Source organism: Arthrobacter sp. NicSoilC5 (assembly GCF_019977395.1).
Classification (GTDB): domain Bacteria; phylum Actinomycetota; class Actinomycetes; order Actinomycetales; family Micrococcaceae; genus Arthrobacter.
The window spans coordinates 2,659,220-2,677,645 of the sequence record NZ_AP024660.1 but is presented as its reverse complement, the minus strand read 5'-3'; the positions used below and the strand labels follow the sequence as shown (position 1 = coordinate 2,677,645).

The window sequence follows — 18,426 nt, the reverse complement described above, 5'->3', positions numbered from 1 at the left end:
CCCTCGCCGCCCGCCGTCCCCGCCAACGCAAAAGGGCCGACGGCGGCACTCACGTGAGTGCCGCCGTCGGCCCCTTCTGCTGTGGTGTTGCTAGCCCTCGGTTGCCATCGCCGCGTTGGCCGGCACCGCGTCCTCCGCGGGATCGAACCTGGGGTCGTTGGACGACGGGTGGGCGGCGACTGCCGCGGCGTGTTCGGCCAGCACCCCGGTCTGATGGCGGATCTTCAGGCGGTAGAGCATGGCCCCGCCAATCACCACGGCGGCCACGAAGAAGACGCCGCCCCACTGCAGGTACCACTCGAACGGCGGCACCGAGTTGTAGATTTCCGGGCGGGGCCAGACCAGGTTCACCGTCATCGCGGCGCCCCACAGGACGGCGAGGATGTTCACGGGGAGGCCCCACTTGCCCATGGTGAACCCTGGCTCTGATCCGTCTGCGACGAGCGGCCACTTCTTCTGTAACCGCTTGCGGAGCAGGGGGACCGTGACCAGGAGGTAGGACAGGTAGATCAGCACGATGCTGATGCTGGACAGGATGGTGAAGATAGCCGGCTGCATCACGTTGACCAGCAGCGGGATGACGGCGATGACGCCGATGACGATGGCCGCCACTGTCGGGGTCCGGCGGACCGGATCCACCTTGCTGAGCTGCCGGCTGAAGGGCAGGTTGTTGTCGCGGGCCATGGCGAACATCATGCGGATGGCGGCGGCGTGGACGGCCAGGGTGCAGACCACCACAGCCACCACGATGCAGGCCAGGAAGGCCTTGCCGAACGGGCCGCCCAGGACGGAAAGGACGATGTGCTGCAGGCCGCCGTCGGGGGAGCCGATCTGCGGGTCACTGAGGTCCGGTGCGGCCAGGATGCCGAACAGCAGGATTCCCCCGCCCAGCAGGAAGGACGCCGTGACGGCGCGCAGGATGGCCTTGGGAGCGGTCTTCTTGGGGTCCTTGGTTTCCTCGCCCAGCGAGCTGGCGGTGTCGAAGCCGTACATGACGTACCCGGAGGCCATGGCACCGATCAGGAAGACGCCGAAGAAGCCCAGGTCCTTGCCTTCCCCGAAACCGGCCGTATCAAAGAAGACCTCCGGGCCGCGCACCACGTGCCAGGCCAGTGCCAGGATCAGCAGCACGGCGGCGATCAGCTCAACGAAGACGCCGATGCTGTTGATCCGGGTCATCAGCTTCACGCCGAACGCGTTGATGAGCGTGGAGATGGTGATCATGATGGTGGCCAGCACCACGCCGTTCATGGCGAAGTCGTAAGGGCCGGTACCGTCACCAACGAACTGGAAGCCGGACCACAGCTGGGGGAGGGTGATCTGCAGGGCCAGTGCCACCGAGCCCAGCGCCATGATGGAGGACAGCAGCAGCAGCCAGCCGGCCAGCCAGGACGAGGTCCCGGAGGACAGCCGCTTGGCCCAGTTGTAGACCGAGCCCGCAACGGGGTAGCGGCCGGCCAGCTCGGCGAAACAGAGGGCCACCATCAGCTGGCCAACGAACACAATGGGCCAGGACCAGGCGTACGCCGGGCCGGCCATGGAAAAGCCGAAGTAGAACAGTTGAAAAACACCGGTGAGGATGGAGATGTAGCTGACACCTGCCGCGAAGCTGGCGAACTTGCCGATGCTCCGGTCGAGGGTCTGGGTGTAGCCAAATTCATCCATGCCACTTGAATCAATACTCTTGCTGGGTTCCAATATGGACTCCTAGATCAGAAAAGCACGATGGGACCGGCCGCCCTGGGGTGCGGCGAGATAACGTTCTGCGGGGGCCGCCATTGTTGGGAATGCGGCCCCCTTGATGACCCGCCGCTCAGGCGAGGGACGCGGTGAGCTCCTTCTCTTCCAGGGCGTCGGCGCCGGCATAGTCCGCCTTGATGAGATCGGCACAGCGCTCGCCGATCATCATGACGGTGATGTTGGGGTTGACGGTGACGTGCTCGGGCATGACGGACGCATCGGCCACGCGGAGGCCGGTGACCCCCTTGACCCGCAGCTCGGGATCCAGCGGCGACATCTCGTCGTCGGCCGGGCCCAGGCGGACGGTGCCCACGGGGTGGTAGACGGTGTTGTGGGTCTTGCGGATGTAGTCCTGCAGTTCCTCATCGGTCTGCGCCTCGACGCCGGGGGACAGCTCGCGGCCGGTCCATTCCGCCATTGCGGGCTGGGCGGCGATCTCGCGGGCCTTGCGGATGCCGGCCACCATGACGCGCATGTCGTGGCCGTCCGGGTCCGTGAAGTAGCGGGGGTCCACCATCGGCTTGTCGCGGAAATCGCGGCTGCGCAGCTTCACCGTGCCGCGGGACCGGGCATGCGTGACGTTCGGGGTGAGGCTGAAGCCGTTCTCCGTGGTGGGGTAGCCGTGGCGCAGGGTGTTCATATCGAACGGCACGGAACCGTAGTGCATCATCAGGTCGGGGCGGTCCAGACCCTCCTCCGTGGGGGTGAAGATGCCGATTTCCCACCACTGTGTGGAAGTCTGGGCCATGGGCTGTTTGGCCTCGAACTGCACCACGCCTTCCGGGTGGTCCTGCAGGTTCTCACCGACGCCGGGGGAGTCCACCAGCACCTCGATGCCGTGCTGGGCCAGGTGTTCCGCCGGGCCGATGCCGGAGAGCATGAGCAGCTTGGGGGAGTCGATCGCGCCGGTGGACACAATGACTTCCCGGTGCGCGGTGAGCCGGTGGGTCCGGCCGAACGCCCCGTCCACCACGTCCACGCCGGTGCAGCGCTTGTCCGCGTCGATCACCAGCTGGCGGGCCCGCAGGCCGGTCAGCAGGGTGAAGTTGGGGCGGTCCACGATGGGGTGGATGTAGGACACGGAACTGGAGGAGCGGGTACCGTCTTCGCGGCGGTTGATCTGGAAGAAATTGGCGCCGTTGACCACGGTGGTGCCGGTGTTGAACTTCGTGCGGGGGATGCCCGCCTGTTCACAGGCGTCCAGAAGGGCGACGCCGGCAGGATCCGCCGGGGGCACGTTCATCAGGTGCACGGGGCCGGAGTCCCCGTGGTGCGGTGCGTCAGGCCCGGCGTCCTGGTTGGTTTCCAGCCGCTTGTACAGCGGCCACGCGTTGGCGGCGTTCCAGCCCGTGGCGCCGTACTTGGACTCCCACTCGTCCAGGTCCTCGCGCGGGGCCCAGAAGGCGATGCAGGAGTTGTGGCTGGAGCAGCCGCCCATGACCTTGGCGCGGGCGTGGCGCATGAAGGAGTTGCCGTTTTCCTGCGGCTCGATGGGGTAGTCCCAGTCGTAGCCGGATTCCAGCAGCTCCATCCAGCGGTCCAGCTGCAGGATCTCGGGGATATTGCGGTCGTCCGGGCCTGCCTCGACAAGGGCCACGGTGACGTCCGGGTCCTCGCTCAGCCGTGCGGCCACTGCCGCCCCCGCGGACCCGCCGCCGATGACGACGTAGTCGAACCCGCGTTCGGAAACGTCCTCGATGTTGTCGTAGTGCATCTAGTTCTCCTTGCCGTGGTCAACAAACCAGCCGGTGACCTGGGGGCTGGTGTTCTGGTAGATGTGCTTGGCTTCCTGGTACTCGGCCAGGCCCGTGGGGCCCAGCTCGCGGCCGACGCCGGACTGGCCGAAGCCGCCCCACTCGGCCTGGGGGAGGTAGGGGTGGTAGTCGTTGATCCAGATGGTGCCGTGCCGCAGCCGGGACGCGACGCGCTGCGCCTTGCCGGCGTCCTGGGTCCACACCGCGCCGGCCAGGCCGTAGATGGTGTCGTTCGCAGTGGCCACGGCCTCGTCCTCGGTGCGGAAGGTTTCCACCGTGACCACCGGGCCGAACGCCTCGTCGGTGACCACGGACATGCCGCGGGAGACGCGGTCCAGAATGGTGGGCTGGTAGTAGAACCCGGCGTCGTACTTCTCCCCGGACGGTGCCGCGCCGCCCGTGCGGAGCCGCACGCCCTCCTGAATGCCGCGCTGGACGTAGGCATGGACCTTGTCCCGGTGGGCGGCGGAGATCAGCGGGCCGGTCTCGGCCTCGTCGTCGAAGGGGCCACCCAGCCGGATGCCCTCTGCGCGGCGGACCAGTTCGTCCACGAAGCGGTCCGCGATGGATTCCTCCACCAGCAGCCGGGCGCCTGCGGAGCAAACCTGGCCGGAGTGGACGAACGCGCCGTTGAGGGCGTTGTCGACGGCGGCGTCGAAGTCCGCGTCGGCGAACACCACGTTGGGGTTCTTCCCGCCGAGTTCCAGGGCCACCTTTTTGACGGTGGCGGCAGCGGAAGCGGCGATGCGCTTGCCGGTTTCCAGGCCGCCGGTGAAGGAGACAAGGTCGACGTCGGGATGTTCCGAAAGCGGTGCGCCCGCCTGGGCGCCGGCACCGGTGACGAGGTTGGCCACGCCGTCCGGAAGGCCGAGGTCCTGCAGCAGCTGCATGGCCAGGATGCTGGTGGACGGGGTCAGCTCGGAGGGCTTGAGGACGAAGGTGCAGCCGGCGGCCAGCGCGGGGGCGATCTTCCACGCCGCCTGGAGCAGGGGGTAGTTCCACGGCGTGATGAGCCCGCAGACGCCCACGGGTTCGTAGACGATCCTGCTGACGACGGCGGCGTCTCCCGCGTCCACCACCCGGCCCGCCTGCTGCCCGGCGAGCCTGCCGAAGTACTCGAAGCAGGCGGCGATGTCGTCCATGTCGATGCGGCTTTCCACCATCCGCTTGCCGGTGTCCAGCGATTCCGCGCGGGCAAACTTTTCCCGGCGCTCCCGCAGCCCGGCGGCGACCTTCAGGAGGAAGGCGCCACGCTCCGGTGCCGGGACGCTGGACCAGGCGTCGGAATCGAAGGCGGCCCGGGCCGCCGCGATGGCACGTTCGGTATCTTCCCGGCCTGCCTCGGACACGGTGGCCACCAGCTCCCCGTCTGCGGGGTTGCGGATTTCGCGCACCGCGCCGGACGCCGCCGGCTCCCACCTGCCGTTGATGAACAGGGAGGAGGCGGGCTTGGTTTCAGTGCTGGGGGCGGCTTCCTGGGCCGGTGTGGCGTAAGTCATAGGAAGGACAGTAATGCACGTTGAACGAGTGTTCAATACTTTTCTTGAACACTTGTTCAATGCTCATCGCCCGGCTACTGTTGCCCCTGGAGCGGGTGTTTCAGGGCTGTGAGGGGACCTGGCGGTCGCCGTTGTCGTCCGTGACCGGTGCGAACGCGATCTGCTCCGTGCGCGCAATGCTCCGCTGGATGGAGGCCTTGTCCACCCCGAGCAGCGCCGTCAGCCACACGCCGTTCTGAATGACCACGATGTCCGAGGCGCGCTCCCTGCACGCCTCCCAGGACAGTCCGGGCCTGGCGCTGGACACCAGCGCCGCGAGCCCGTCGATGTACCGGTCGAAGGCGGCGGCGTTGATCTGTGCGTAGTCCTCGTCCGCCTGGGCCAGGGCCCACAAATGCAGGCGCAGGGACAGGTAGCGGGTGGTCAGCAGGTCAGCGCCGGCAACGCGCCGGAGCGCGCGGCGCAGCTGTTCATCGGGGGTAACCGACGGGTCCGGGGCGACCAGTAAAAGGTCATGCTCATCCACCCGGCGCAGGGCAGCGCGGATCAGGGTGGTCTTGTCGTCGTAGTAATAGTTGACCAGCCCCAGCGCCACGCCGGCTTCCCGCGCCACGGCGCGCATGCTCACGCCCGAAATCCCGTGGCGGGACAGCAGGTCCATTGCCGCTTCGAGGATGCGGGTCTGCCTGTCCACTTGTTCGCCGGAAGTCACGGCACTGGTCCCCATCTGGCCAGACTATTGCCTAACACTGCACGTGCATAACGCGGTACCGCCACGCCCTCCCCGCAGCCCGATGGGGGCGCTGATGATGTTTGAAGCCTTCTTCCGCAGGGCACGGTGGTTGTACACCGGGATTGACCAGTACAGCTTGGAGAATGATGGAAAGCGCAAGCCTTATTGCCCTCTTGTTTGCCGGCGCCGTCCACGCGGGCGAAAGTGCGCAGCCCCACGCGCCGCAACTCAGCGCGAAGCCCGGGTGGAAGCGGGCCGCGTGGCTGGCATTCAGGAGCAGGACGGCGACTTTCCTGCACCGGCTGGCCTGGGCGCTGGAACCGGACCCGCGCTGACGCAGAAGAAGCCCTGCCGGGCGCCGTAACATGCCCGGTCCGGCTCACGGCTGGGCGTGGTCGGCGCGCTCCAGCAGGCGGGACACCCCGTAGCCGATCACCAGGCCCCAGAACGCTGCGTGGATGTTGAAGAGGTTCATGCCGGAGATGGTCACCACGAACGTCACCAGCGAACCCAGGGTGAAGCTGGTGGCAAAGGCCGTGACGAAGGCCTGCTGAAGGGCCCGCAGCATCGCGATGCCGCCCAGTGCCAGGACGAACTCCTTGGGCGCGGCCAGCATCAGCCGGGTCAGGGTGGGGGCAAACGCTGCGAACACCAGGGCCAGGAGACCGTACGCCACGGCAGCCGTGTATTGGCGCTCCCTCTTCCCGGACGAGGTCAGCAGGGCGTTGGTGGGGCCTGTGACGCAGGCTGAAACAGCGCCGAAACCGGCATTCAGCACTGAAAAGGCGCCGGAGGCAATGGCGAAGGCGTTCACGGGTGGACGGTGCCCGGCGGCGCGGAGGACGGCGATGCCCTGGCCGTTTTGGACGAACAGCACGGTGAGGGCCAGGGGAACCACCAGTTCCAGCTGGGCAGCCCACGTGAATTCAGGGGCGGTGAAAACCGGTGTGGCCAGGAGTTGCCCGCCGGGGGACAGCCTGAACTGCCCGCTGGCTGCCACGGCGATGCAGCCTGCCACCAGGGTGCCCGGGACCGGTGGCAGGAACCTGCCAAGCCTGGGAACTGCGGTGAGGACCAGGAACGCGGCCACCATTGGAGCAGCCACGGCCGGGTTGTCCTGGGTGGAGGCAACGATGTCGGTGCCGAACTTCAGGAACACCGCGGCCACCATGGCCATCACCAGCGGCATGGGCACCAGTGCCATGGCTTTGCGCACCACTCCAGTGGCGCCGAGGGCGAGGATCAGCACGCCGGAGGTGAAGAAGGCCCCGACGACTTCGGGGAAGGCCAGGTGCTGAAGGGACGGTCCCAGGAGCACCGTGCCGGGGATGGACCAGGCGAAGCCCAGGGGCTGCCGGTAGATCAGCGACATCAGCAGCGTGGCCGCTCCGCCGGAAAAGAGGATGCCAAAAACCCAGGACGACAGCTGGCCCTGGGTCAGGCCGCCGGCCGTCCCCACGGCAAGGGTGACGGCGATGGGTCCGGACGCCGCGAAAATGAGCCCGATGGCCCCGTTGGAGACATAGGACAGTCCCAGGTCGCGAAGAATCCGGCGGGGGCCCGCGGGCCGGACCCCCGGGCGTTCCAGCAGGGGTTCCGGCGCCGGCGCCGGCGGGGCTGACCCGACGGATGTGGCGGCCGGGTCGGGGCGGGGATGGCTCATCGGAACTCCTGGCTGGCGCGAAAAACCGGAAGCGCTCCGAAGCATCAGCTCCGGAGCGCCTCCGTGCGGGGGTGTCTCCCAGTTTGCGTGCTACTTCTTCTGGCCCTGCTTTGCCAGGACGTAGTCATAAACTACTTCCTCGCCCTTGCCGTCGGTACGGGGGCGGGGGTCCAGCATCAGTTCAGGCTTCACCGCCGAGGCGATGTCGTCCGCGTTGTGGGGGTCGCCGGGGAAGTACAGCTGCTGCGTGACCGGCTCGTAGCCCGGCGCGGACACCTTGATGTGGATGTGCGCGGGACGCCAGGCGTGCCAGCCCGCGGCGTTGATCAGCTGTCCGCAGGCGCCGTCCGTAGGGATCTGGTAGGGCGCCGGACGCATGGTGTTGATCTCGAACCGGCCGTCGTCGGAGGCCTTGACGGTGGCCCGGAAGAGCCACTCGGGCATGCCCGGGGCGTACTGGGAGTAGAAGCCGGCGGCGTCCGCGTGCCAGATCTCCACCTGCGCACCCTGGATGGGGTTGCCGTCGGTGTCGGTGAACTGGCCGGTGAACCGCAGCGGGGTGCCCTCTTCGTCGTCGCGCATTTCCACGGTGGCGGGCGTCTGGAGTTCCGGGGAGCCGGGAACGTAGTAGGGACCCTCGATGGTGCCGACGGTGCCGGGACGGTCCTGGGAGTTCACGTCCTCAACGGTGTGTTCCAGCCAGACGTCGAGGAACAGCGGCCATTCACCGTCCGTGCCCACCTTGATCAGCCAGGCTTTGAGGGCGTTGTATTCCTCGTAGGTGACCTGGTGCTCGACGACGATGTCGTTGGCGGCCTTGATCAGTGCGCCGGCCAGCAGGCTCACCCGTTCCTTGGATACATCCACCCGGGAGAGCTTGCCTGACGCGGCGAACCGTTCGGTTGCCTTGGAGCCTGCTTCGACGGCGGTGCCTTCGTTTTCCGTGCGGCTGTCCGTTGGGGTTTGGGTCATGACGATGTCCACCTTCTTCATTGAATGGGACAGGAAGGGCTCCTGCTCCCCACGCGGCCTGCGGGGCGGGCAGTTCCACCTGCCCTGCTCGGCACCGCGTGATCTTGGTCTCAAGCGTAGGCCCGGAGATAAGGACGCTACAAATATCAACTAGGCGTCTTTTGAGTCATTATCGGTACATAAAGACACCCTTGGTGGAACCTAGGTATTTGCCTGATGTGAGGCCAATCACGAGCGGCAAGAATTGCTGGACAACGTCCGCCGCCGAAGCCTCTTCCCGAGTGGACCTCCGCCCATCCGTCCAGCAATCTCCAATGAAGGAGCACGCCATGACCGAGAACCTGATCCATGCCCGCGAGGTCCTTGCCGACGCCGTGATCGACGACCGAGAGAACGGCGTCATCCGGGCCAAGCGCGAGATCTTCACCGACCAGGAGATCTTCGAACTCGAGATGAAGCACATCTTCGAAGGCAACTGGGTCTACCTCGCCCACGAGTCGCAGATCACCAACGTGGGCGACTACTTCACCACCTACATCGGCCGCACCCCCGTGATGATCACCCGGGACAAGGACGGGCAGCTGAACTGCCTGGTCAACGCCTGTTCGCACCGCGGCGCCATGCTGTGCCGCCGCAAGACGGACAACCGCACCACCTTCACCTGCCCGTTCCACGGCTGGACCTTCAAAAACTCCGGCGAGCTGCTGAAGGTCAAGGACTCCCGGAACGCCGGCTACCCCGAGACCTTCAACAAGGAAGGCTCGCACGACCTCACCAAGGTGGCCCGCTTCGAGTCCTACCGCGGCTTCCTGTTCGGCTCGCTGAAGGCCGACGTGCTCCCGCTCGAGGAACACCTCGGGGACGCCACCAAGGTCATCGACTCCATCGTTGACCAGTCACCCGAAGGCCTGGAAGTGCTGCGCGGCTCCTCCACCTACACCTATGACGGCAACTGGAAGGTCCAGGCCGAGAACGGCGCCGACGGCTACCACGTCACGGCCGTGCACTGGAACTACGCGGCCACCACCGCCCGCCGCAGCGCCGGAGACTCCGCCAACAAGACCAAGGCCATGGACGCCGGCAAGTGGGGCAAGGTCAAGGGCGGCTTCTACTCCTACGACCACGGCCACCTGCTGCTGTGGCAGGAATGGACCAACCCGCAGGACCGTCCGCTCTGGGACCGCCGCGACGAGCTCGTGGCCAAGTACGGCGAGGAGATGGCCAACTTCATGATCAACATCTCCCGCAACCTCTGCCTGTACCCGAACGTCTACATCATGGACCAGTTCTCCTCGCAGATCCGCCACTTCCGGCCGATCTCCGCGGACCAGACCGAGGTGACCATCTACTGCATCGCCCCCAAGGGCGAGTCCCAGGAGAACCGTTCAAAGCGCATCCGCCAGTACGAGGACTTCTTCAACGCCACGGGCATGGCCACGCCGGACGACCTGGAGGAATTCCGCTCCTGCAACAAGACCTACTGGGCCACCAGCGCACCGTGGAACGACATGACCCGCGGCTCCACCCACGAGATCGCCGGACCGGATGAGCAGGCGCAGGCCCTGGGCATGAACCGGGTGATCGCCTCCGGCGTGCGCACCGAAGATGAGGGGCTCTACCCCATCCAGCACGGGTACTGGAAGGAAGTCATGGACCGGGCGCTGGCGGAGGAAGAGGAGCGTTCCGCCCTGGAATCCGTTCCCGTCACCGCCTGAGAGAGCCCGCCGGAACCACAGAGAGCGCAGAACCCATGACCAACCTGACCCACACCGCCCCGGTCCTGAAGACCGCGGAGGAAATCGCAACCCTCGAAACCGTCCGGGCGTTCCTCTACCGGGAAGCCCGCCTGCTGGATGACCGCCAGTTCGACGAATGGCTGGAGTGCTACCACCCGGACTCCGAATTCTGGATGCCGGCCTGGGACGTGGACGACCAGCTGACGCAGGACCCCCAGAACGAGATCTCCCTGATCTACTACGACAACCGCGGCGGCATCGAGGACCGGGTATTCCGGATCAAGACCGACAGGTCATCGGCCACCTCCCTCCCGGAGCCGCGCACCGGCCACAACATCACGGACGTGGAGGTTTTGGCGAACGACGGCGGCAAGGTGGAGGTGCGCTTCAACTGGTTCACCCTGTACTTCCGCTACAACACGACGGACACGTACTTCGGCACCAGCTACTACACGGTGGACCTTTCCGGCCCGCAGCCGGTGATCCTGAAGAAGAAAGTGGTCCTGAAGAACGACTACATCCACCACGTGGTGGACGTCTACATGATCTGACCTGCCCCAAGCCGGCGCCCGTTACATACGGGCGCCGCACGGGAGGTCCCATTCCGTGCCCGCCGGGCACGCCCCAACTTTTCCCCGGACGCGACGACGCGCCCGCCCAGTCAGGAGGACCCCATGGGCCACAAAGTAGCCCTCAGCTTCGAAGACGGCGTCACCAAAGTCATCAAGGTCGGCGACTATGAGACCGTCATGGACGCGGCCTACAAGGCGCGGATCAACATTCCGTCGGACTGCCGCGACGGCGCGTGCGGCACCTGCAAGGCGTTCTGCGATTCCGGCTCCTTCGACCCGGGCGACTTCATCGACGACGCCATGACCGAAGAGGAGCTCGAAAAGGGCTACCTGCTGACGTGCCAGGCCGTCCCGGAGTCCGACCTGGCCATCCAGATCCCGGCCACGTCCGAGTCGGCCAAGACGGCGGCCGCCACCTTCAACTCCACCATCAAGGAGCTCAACCGGCACACGGACACCACGGTCTCCTTCACCCTCGAGGTGGACAACCGCGACGCGCTCGCCTTCCTCCCCGGGCAGTACGTCAACCTCAAGGTTCCCGGCACCGACGCCGAGCGCTCCTACTCCTTCAGCAGCGGCCCCGAGGTCCAGGACGCGTCCTTCATGGTCCGCGTGACCCCGCAGGGCGCCATGTCCGAATACCTGCGCGACCGCGCCGCCGTAGGCGACGCCATCGAATTCACCGGCCCCTACGGATCCTTCTTCCTGCGCGAACCGAAGCGGCCCCTGCTGCTCCTGGCCGGCGGCACCGGCCTGGCCCCGCTGCTGTCCATCCTGGAAAAGCTCGCCGAGAACCCGCCGTCCAGCCCGGTCCACCTCATCTACGGGCTCACCCGCGAGGCGGACATCGTGGGCCTGGACTGGCTCCGCGCCTACGAGGCGAAACTGCCCGGCTTCACCTGGGACTACATCGCCTCCGAGCCCGGCACCTCCGCCCCGCACACCGGCTACGTCACCCAGATCATCGAACCGAAGCACCTCAACGACGGCGACGTGGACATCTACCTCTGCGGCCCGCCGCCCATGGTCAACGCCGTCTCCAAGTGGCTGGACACCGAAGGCATCAAGCCCGCCAACTTCTACTTCGAACGTTTCGCACCGAAGGAGACCACCGGGGGCGACGCCGAAACCGGCGCCCCCGCACCGGCCGGGAAGATCCAGGCCGAAGGCGACACCATGAGCCGCGGCGAGGCCGTCTCCTCACTGGAGACCGGCCGGCTGGATTTCCGCAAGGAGGACAGCTTCGCCCAGCTGGACGCCCGCATGGGCCTGGAGCTTGCGGTCAGCGAACTGCTGCTGGGAAGGCTCAGCGAACAGCAGCTGCGCCAGTTCCGCCGCCTGGCCGAAGCCACCACCGGCTCGGTGCAGGGCGGGAACATCACCGACCCCGAAGAGTTCGCGCGCACCAACGAGGAATTCCACGAGTACCTCTTCATGGTCTGCGACAACCCGATGCTCCTGGAGTCCTACCGGCGCCTGGACGTCCACGCCCAGATGGCCGCGGCCTTCGAGGCCGGCACGCCGATCTTCGAACGCGTCACCCAGGACCACCTTGAGATCGTGAACGCCTTCGAACGCGGCGACAAGGACCACCTGCGCGCCGTCATCACCGCCCATGCCCAGGACGCGAAGGACACCATGGCCGGGGCCATCGACGCCAAGGCCGCCCGCTGATGGCTGCGCCGTACGCCGGGCAATACGTGACCCCTGGCCGGTTCGGCGGCAAGGTCGCCGTCGTCACCGGTGCAGCCCAGGGGATCGGCCAGAAGGTGGCCGAACGCATCGGCGCCGAAGGCGGCGCCGTGATCCTGGTGGACCGCGCGGACCTGGTCCACGACGTTGCCCGCGGCATCGGCGAGGCCGCCAGGGCGTCGGGTTCCGGGGGCTCGGCCACGGCCGTCACCGCAGACCTGGAGACCTTCGCCGGCGCCACCCAGGCCATCAAGGCCGCGCTCGCGGCCCACGGGTGGGTGGACGTCCTGGTCAACAACGTGGGCGGGACCATCTGGGCCCGCCCCTACGAGGAGTACGACGAGGACAAGATCGAGAAGGAAATCCGCCGCTCGCTCTTTCCCACGCTCTGGACCTGCCGGGCAGTCCTGCCGGCCATGATCGAGCAGGGCTCCGGCACGATCGTGAACGTCTCCTCGGTAGCCACCCGCGGAATGCACCGGGTGCCCTATGCCGCGGCGAAAGGTGGCGTGAACGCCCTGACCCAGTCGCTGGCCATGGAGGTGGCCGGGCACGGCATCCGCGTGGTGGCCACCGCCCCGGGCGGCACGGAAGCCCCGCCGCGGAAGGTCAAGCGCGGGCCGGACGCCGAATCCGCCACCGAGAAGGACTGGTACCAGACCATCGTTGACCAGACGGTGGAGTCCTCGTTCATGAAGCGCTACGGCACCCTGGACGAGCAGGCGGCGCCCATCGTGTTCCTTGCCTCGGACGAGGCGTCCTACCTGACCGGCAGCATCCTCCCGGTGGCCGGCGGCGACCTGGGGTAGGGGCCGGTGCTGGACGCGCGGCACCAGGGGCGCCCGGGCCGCTCCGGTAGGATTGCGGCCATGACAGCGGGCTCCACCCAGGGCGAGATGGCGGAGGACTTCCCGCTGGCGGGCCGGGCCGCGGCGTTCGAGCAGCTGCTGGAAATCCTCCGCACCGTCCGCAAGGGCAAAGTGGGAACCGTGGTTCTCTCCGGTCCGTCCGGGTCCGGCAAAACCGCGCTCCTGGAACTCTTCCTTGACCACTGCCGCACGGCAGCCCGCGGCGTCCGCGTGCTGTCCGCCATGGGGGACGACTGGGAAGCCCAGTTCGCCCTGGCCGGCTACTCCCAGCTGATGCGGACCCTGCCGCTCCGGACGGCAAAGGATTACGACGGCGGCCCGGCCCCCGCGCCGGGGCCCGTCGCTTCCCTGACCCCCGACCAGGTGGTCAACTACGCCTCCACCCTCAGCACCCATCTCGAAGGCCTGCAGACGCACGGCAGCGTGGTGGTCGCCGTCGACGACGTCCACAAGCTCGACGAGGAGAGCCTGCGCATCCTCACCTTCGTCATGCGCAGGCTGCACGACAAGCGGGTCCTGTTCCTGCTGACCCTCAACCCTGTAGACGCGCCCCGCGTCCCCGCCGGCGTGCTCGACTTCCTCACCGGCCACCAGGTGGTCCGCATTCCGCTGGAGCCCCTCTCGCCGCAGCAGGTCCAAGACGTGGCCCGGAGCCTGTTCGGGCTGGACCTCAGTGCGACGGCGGCCCACGGCCTGGTGACGCACACCGGCGGGATAGCCCAGTCCATCGTGGAGCTGCTCCGTGAACTGCCCCCGGAGACCTGGCAGTCGTGGTTCCCTTCCCTGCCGCCTACTTCCCGGGTGCGTGCCAGGGTCCGCAGTGTCCTGGCCGCCGCGTCCCCCGCCTTGGTGGCCGCCGCGGAATCCGCTGCGGTGCTCGGCCCCGGCGCGGGACTGGCTGAGGTGGCCAGGGTGGGCGGCCTGGAATCCGTCATGCCGGCCCTCGATGAGGGGCACCGCGCGGGGCTGCTGGGACTGTCGGTGGACCAGTCCCGCTCCGCCGTCGCCTTCCTCGAACCCGGCACCGCGGAGGCCGTTTACGAACAGATCGTCCCGAGCCGGCGCATTGCCCTGCACTGGAAGGCCGCCGAGGTCGTCCAGTCCGAGGGCGAACAGCTGGGCCACCGCGTTGCGGCCACCCCGGCCGCGGACGAAACCCTGGCCGCCGAACTGGAAGAGTTCGCGCGGCGGCAGGCCACGGTTGGGGCGTGGCAGGATGCCTCCACCGCGCTGTTCTCCGCCTCGCGGCTGTCCCCCGATATCCGCGCCCGGAACCTCCGGCTCCTGAAAGCCGTCGACGCCCTGGTGGGCTCCGGCAACGTGGCCCAGGCGCAGGCCTGGGCCGGGGCAGTGGATGCCCTGCCGCCGTCGCCCCTGCGCTCCTCGGTTCTGGGGTACCTGTCCACGGTGTCCGGCCAGAATGACAGCGCCCAAAGCCAACTGGAGATGGCCTGGCGCACCAGCAATCCTCAGCATGAACCCGCTGCAGCCGCGCAGGTGGCCCAGCGGTTCGTCCTCCACGGGGTGGCCTCCTGGGACGGGCCGATGATCACCGGCTGGGCCGAACGCGCCATGGCTCTGACCGAACCCGGAACTCCGGCGCACATCGAGTCGGAGGCCATCTATGGCCTGGGCCTGTATGCCCAGGGCCGGATAGCGGACGCCGAGGCCTCCTACCAGCGGGCTTCGGCCCAGGCGGCCGAGAATGCCCAGAAGCAGCGGGTGCAGATGGGCGCCGGCTGGCTGGCCCTGCGCCTGGACAACGCCGAGTCCGCGCTGGTGAATTTTGAGTCGGCCGCCCCCACCGAGTACCGCGGGGGATCGCTGCGGATTTCCCTGTGGGCCGAGGCCTGGCTGGCCCGCACCCACCTTGTGCTGGGCAACTGGGACGCGGCCGCCGCCACCATCTCCCGGGCAAGCGTCCGGCTGGAGACCTCGCGGATGCCGCTGATCCGGCCGCTGCTGTACTGGACGGCCGCCGAGCTGTGGTCCATGCGGGGCGACTGGGACCGGGCACGCTACTACGTGTCACAGGCCGCGGTGCAGCCGGGAACCTACCGGGCCATGCAGGTCCCGGCCAGCCTGGCGCGCGCCCGCTTCCACGAGGCACGGGCCGACTACGAAAGTGCCCTGGCCGCCCTGCAGCCACTGGCCGAACTGGACCCCTGGACCGGTCAACGGGTGTCCTTCTGGCCGTGGCAGGACACCTACGTCAATGCGCTGGTCATGACCGACAAGCTCGACGCCGCCGATACGTTCCTCACCGCATTCGAAGGAGTGCACCGCGAGCGGGAAGTCCCCTCCGACCTGGCCCGCGTGGCGTGGGCCAGGGGCCGGCTGCTGGCCGCGCAGGGGGACCCGGACACGGCAAGGGAGTACTTCGAGGCGGCGCTGGGACACCTCCGCGGGCTCAACCGCCCCTACCTGCGGGCACGGATCAGTTTCGCGTTCGGGCAAAGCATGCGCCGGGCCGGAAAGCGGCGCCTGGCCTCATCGGTGCTGCGGGCTGCCCGGGACCTGTATGACACCCTCGGTGCGGCAACGTACGTGGAGCGGTGCGACCGTGAGCTGAAGGCCACCGGCCTGGACGTGGGGAACCTGCCGGACCCGGCGGACCCGGTGCTTTCTTCGGTGGGCAGCCACCATCAACAGCTCACGGCCCAGGAACAGGCCGTGGCCGAGCTGGTGGCTGCCGGGGCAACCAACAAGGAGGCGGCCCGGGCCCTGTTCCTGGCCGAAAAGACGGTGCAGTACCACCTCACGCGGCTGTACCGGAAGATGGGAATCCGGTCACGCAGCGAACTCGCGGCCGCGTTCCGGGCCAGGAACTGACCCGGAACGCCGCAGCACCAACCGGTGGTTACTTGACGTCCGACGGGTGCTTGGCCAGCGGAACCACCGTGATGTCCATGTACGGGAACAGGGGAAGGCGCTGCAGGATGCCGTGCAGTTCGTCGTTGGATTCGACGTCGAAGATGGAGTAGTTGGCGTATTCGCCCACCACACGCCAGATCTCAGGCCATTTGCCGGAGCGCTGCAGTTCCTGGGAGTAGGCCTTCTCCGTGGCCTTGATTGCGGCAGCTTCTTCGGCAGGCATGCCGGCGGGCAGGTTGACGTCCATATGGACCAGGTACTTCATGGATGACCTCTCAGTGGAAGGGAAGGGTGTCAGTCGGTGCGGTAGTGGGCGAGCTTGTCGTCATCCACGTCAGTGCCCGCGCCGGCACCTTCAGGAACGCGGATCCGGCCGCCGGTGATCGCCAGCGGCCGGGCCAGCAGGTCATCGGTCATGTCGAGGTAGTTGGACAGCTCCGCCGCGCGCTTGGCCGTGTGGGCGAAGGCTGCGCCGAACACCACCGAGGCAACCGTGCCCACCTGGGTGTCGATCTGGTTGCCGATGTAGACGTCGATGCCCATGCCCTCGGCCATGCCAACGATCTTGGCGGCTTCGGTGAAGCCGGACCGGGCGGTCTTGACGGACAGGAGGTTGGCCCCGCCGGTGAGGATTTCGCGGGCAGCCTCGCCGAGGTTGGCGGCGGATTCGTCGGCGGCAATGGGGATGGGTGAGTTGGTGACCAGGCGGCGGCGGCCCAGGACTTCGCGGGCGTCGTCCGGCTCCTCCAGGAACTGCAGGCCGAGGTCGGCGGTGCGGCGCAGCACCTCGGCGGCCTCGTTGGCTGTCCAGCCGCGGTTGGCGTCCATGTACAGCTCGGCGTCTTCGCCCAGGCCGTCCCGCAGCACCCTGGCGGCCTCGATGTCCAGGTTCAGCGGACGGCGGCCGGTCTTCAGCTTGAAGGTGGTGATGCCGTAGGTTTCCCGGAACTCCAGGGCCAAGGCCAGGAGTTCCTGGGCGGGTTTGAAGCCGAGCATGTGGGAGACGCGCAGCGAATCGGTGTAGCCGCCCAGCAGCTTGGTGACAGGCTGCCCCAGGGTCTTGCCGATCACGTCCCACACGGCAATGTCCACCGCACCCTTGGCGGTCTGGTTGTGGATGGTGCGGGCCAGGACGGCCTGGATCTTTTCCCGGTCAAAGACGTCGATGCCTACCAGTTGCGGGGCGAAGACATCCTGCACCACCGCGACGATGGACTTCTGCGTCTCACCGTAGGTATACGGGCGGGGCGGAGTGTCTGCGGTCCCCACTACGCCGTCATCGGTGTGGACACGGACCAGGACATGGTCGGCCTCGTGCACGGAGCCGGAGGCGAAGTGGAGCGGGTGGCGGTACGGGATCGAGTAGGGGATCGCCTCGATGGCTGCGATCTTCATGATGGGAGGTGCCTTTCATCAGCGGGAGCGGGGGTGGCGGCGTCAGCGGTTGCCGTGGCCACGATGTCCAGGAAGTTTTGCAACAGCGCGGAGCGGTGGCCGCGTAGCCAGGCGACGGCGAGTTCCACCGGGGGAGCATTGTCGATTTCCCTGTACGCGACGCCTTCAAGCTGGAAAGCACGCACGCTGGACGGCATGACGGCGATGCCACCGCCCGCAGCCACGAACGCCAGCATGGTGGAGGTCTCACCCACCACTTGCGTGATCCGCGGCTGGAAACCCGCCTGGCGGCAGAGGTCCGAGGTAATGCGGTTTAGCACGGACTCCGGTGCGTAGGCGATGAAGTCCTGGTCCTGCAGTTCGTGCATGGCCACGGGACGGTCCACCGCCAGGGCGCTGAAGGAGGGAAGCGCGACGACGAGTGGCTCTTGGGTGACCACGCGGTAGTCGATCTCCTCGGACGTAACGGGGGGACGCAGCAGCGCCGCGTCCAGGGTCCCGTTCCGCAGCCCCGCTTCCATTGACGGCGTCAGCATCTCCCCGTTCAGCGCCAGCGACAGGCCGGGAAGGACCTGTTTGGTGAGCCGCGCGATCCGCGGCATGACGCCGTAGGTTGCCGAGCCGGAGAACCCCACCCGGAGGACGCCCGTGGCGCCCTTGCCCACCTGGTAGACATCCGCGCGGAGCGTTTCGACGTCGTTGACGATCTGGCGGCCGCGGTCCAGCAGGAGCTGGCCCGCCGCCGTCAGGTCCACCCGGCGGGTGGTGCGGTTGAGGAGCTGGACGCCCAGCTGGTCTTCCAGCTGGCGGATCTGCTGGGACAGCGGCGGCTGCGCCATGTGCAGGCGCTTGGCCGCCCTGCCGAAGTGCCGCTCCTCCGCGACCGCGATGAAGTAGTTCAGCTGGCGGATTTCCATCCGGTGCCAC

The 18,426-nt window shown here is 67.6% G+C and carries 15 protein-coding genes; 6 read left to right on the top strand and 9 right to left on the bottom strand.

The window, feature by feature from the left end; genetic code table 11:
* Window positions 1-90: 90 nt before the first annotated feature.
* The 4 genes from LDO22_RS12570 to LDO22_RS12555 all read right to left on the bottom strand — a co-directional run bounded on the left by LDO22_RS12570 (window position 91) and on the right by LDO22_RS12555 (window position 5,720).
* Entirely contained in the window at window positions 91-1,665 is a 1,575-nt protein-coding gene (locus tag LDO22_RS12570) for an APC family permease (protein WP_224023559.1), read from the bottom strand.
* Between the two features lie 148 nt (window positions 1,666-1,813).
* Window positions 1,814-3,454: a GMC family oxidoreductase N-terminal domain-containing protein gene (locus LDO22_RS12565; protein WP_224023557.1), complete on the bottom strand. Its 1,641-nt coding sequence runs from the start codon at window positions 3,452-3,454 to the stop codon at window positions 1,814-1,816.
* Entirely contained in the window at window positions 3,455-4,993 is a 1,539-nt protein-coding gene (locus LDO22_RS12560) for an aldehyde dehydrogenase family protein (RefSeq protein ID WP_224023555.1), read from the bottom strand.
* A gap of 100 nt (window positions 4,994-5,093) precedes the next feature.
* A complete protein-coding gene (locus tag LDO22_RS12555; protein ID WP_224023553.1) occupies window positions 5,094-5,720 on the bottom strand; it encodes a TetR/AcrR family transcriptional regulator in 627 nt (208 codons plus the stop codon).
* A gap of 149 nt (window positions 5,721-5,869) precedes the next feature.
* On the opposite strand from LDO22_RS12555, the gene LDO22_RS12550 reads away from it, so the two are divergent.
* On the top strand, window positions 5,870-6,061 hold the full coding sequence (locus LDO22_RS12550) for a hypothetical protein (protein WP_224023551.1): 192 nt from the start codon (window positions 5,870-5,872) through the stop codon (window positions 6,059-6,061).
* A 44-nt stretch (window positions 6,062-6,105) separates the two neighbouring features.
* Here LDO22_RS12550 and LDO22_RS12545 read toward each other — a convergent pair whose 3' ends face one another.
* Both LDO22_RS12545 and catA read right to left on the bottom strand, forming a co-directional pair.
* Entirely contained in the window at window positions 6,106-7,389 is a 1,284-nt protein-coding gene (locus tag LDO22_RS12545; protein ID WP_224023549.1) for a benzoate/H(+) symporter BenE family transporter, read from the bottom strand.
* Window positions 7,390-7,479: 90 nt separating this feature from the next.
* Window positions 7,480-8,361, bottom strand: a complete 882-nt coding sequence (catA, locus tag LDO22_RS12540) for a catechol 1,2-dioxygenase (RefSeq protein WP_224023546.1) — start codon at window positions 8,359-8,361, stop codon at window positions 7,480-7,482.
* A 329-nt stretch (window positions 8,362-8,690) separates the two neighbouring features.
* Between catA and benA the strand changes: the two genes are divergently transcribed.
* The 5 genes from benA (at window position 8,691) to LDO22_RS12515 (ending at window position 16,062) form a co-directional block, all read left to right on the top strand.
* Window positions 8,691-10,076: a benzoate 1,2-dioxygenase large subunit gene (benA, locus tag LDO22_RS12535; protein WP_224023544.1), complete on the top strand. Its 1,386-nt coding sequence runs from the start codon at window positions 8,691-8,693 to the stop codon at window positions 10,074-10,076.
* Window positions 10,077-10,111: 35 nt separating this feature from the next.
* On the top strand, window positions 10,112-10,648 hold the full coding sequence (benB, locus tag LDO22_RS12530) for a benzoate 1,2-dioxygenase small subunit (RefSeq protein ID WP_159630093.1): 537 nt from the start codon (window positions 10,112-10,114) through the stop codon (window positions 10,646-10,648).
* A 123-nt stretch (window positions 10,649-10,771) separates the two neighbouring features.
* Entirely contained in the window at window positions 10,772-12,343 is a 1,572-nt protein-coding gene (gene benC, locus LDO22_RS12525; RefSeq protein WP_224023542.1) for a benzoate 1,2-dioxygenase electron transfer component BenC, read from the top strand.
* A complete protein-coding gene (locus LDO22_RS12520; protein WP_224023540.1) occupies window positions 12,343-13,170 on the top strand; it encodes a 1,6-dihydroxycyclohexa-2,4-diene-1-carboxylate dehydrogenase in 828 nt (275 codons plus the stop codon). The genes benC and LDO22_RS12520 overlap by 1 nt, the downstream gene beginning before the upstream one ends.
* A 60-nt stretch (window positions 13,171-13,230) precedes the next feature.
* Window positions 13,231-16,062 carry an AAA family ATPase gene (locus LDO22_RS12515; RefSeq protein WP_224023538.1) on the top strand — a complete coding sequence of 944 codons (2,832 nt, stop codon included), beginning with the start codon at window positions 13,231-13,233 and terminating at the stop codon, window positions 16,060-16,062.
* A gap of 28 nt (window positions 16,063-16,090) precedes the next feature.
* Here LDO22_RS12515 and catC read toward each other — a convergent pair whose 3' ends face one another.
* From catC to LDO22_RS12500, 3 genes are read right to left on the bottom strand one after another with little or no spacing between them, the layout of a single operon-like run.
* Entirely contained in the window at window positions 16,091-16,369 is a 279-nt protein-coding gene (gene catC, locus LDO22_RS12510; RefSeq protein WP_224023536.1) for a muconolactone Delta-isomerase, read from the bottom strand.
* A 29-nt stretch (window positions 16,370-16,398) separates the two neighbouring features.
* Complete coding sequence (locus LDO22_RS12505; protein WP_224023534.1) at window positions 16,399-17,499, bottom strand: enolase C-terminal domain-like protein; 1,101 nt, start codon at window positions 17,497-17,499, stop codon at window positions 16,399-16,401.
* Complete coding sequence (locus LDO22_RS12500; RefSeq protein ID WP_224023533.1) at window positions 17,496-18,416, bottom strand: LysR substrate-binding domain-containing protein; 921 nt, start codon at window positions 18,414-18,416, stop codon at window positions 17,496-17,498. Before LDO22_RS12500 ends, LDO22_RS12505 begins: the two co-directional genes overlap by 4 nt.
* Window positions 18,417-18,426 lie beyond the last annotated feature (10 nt).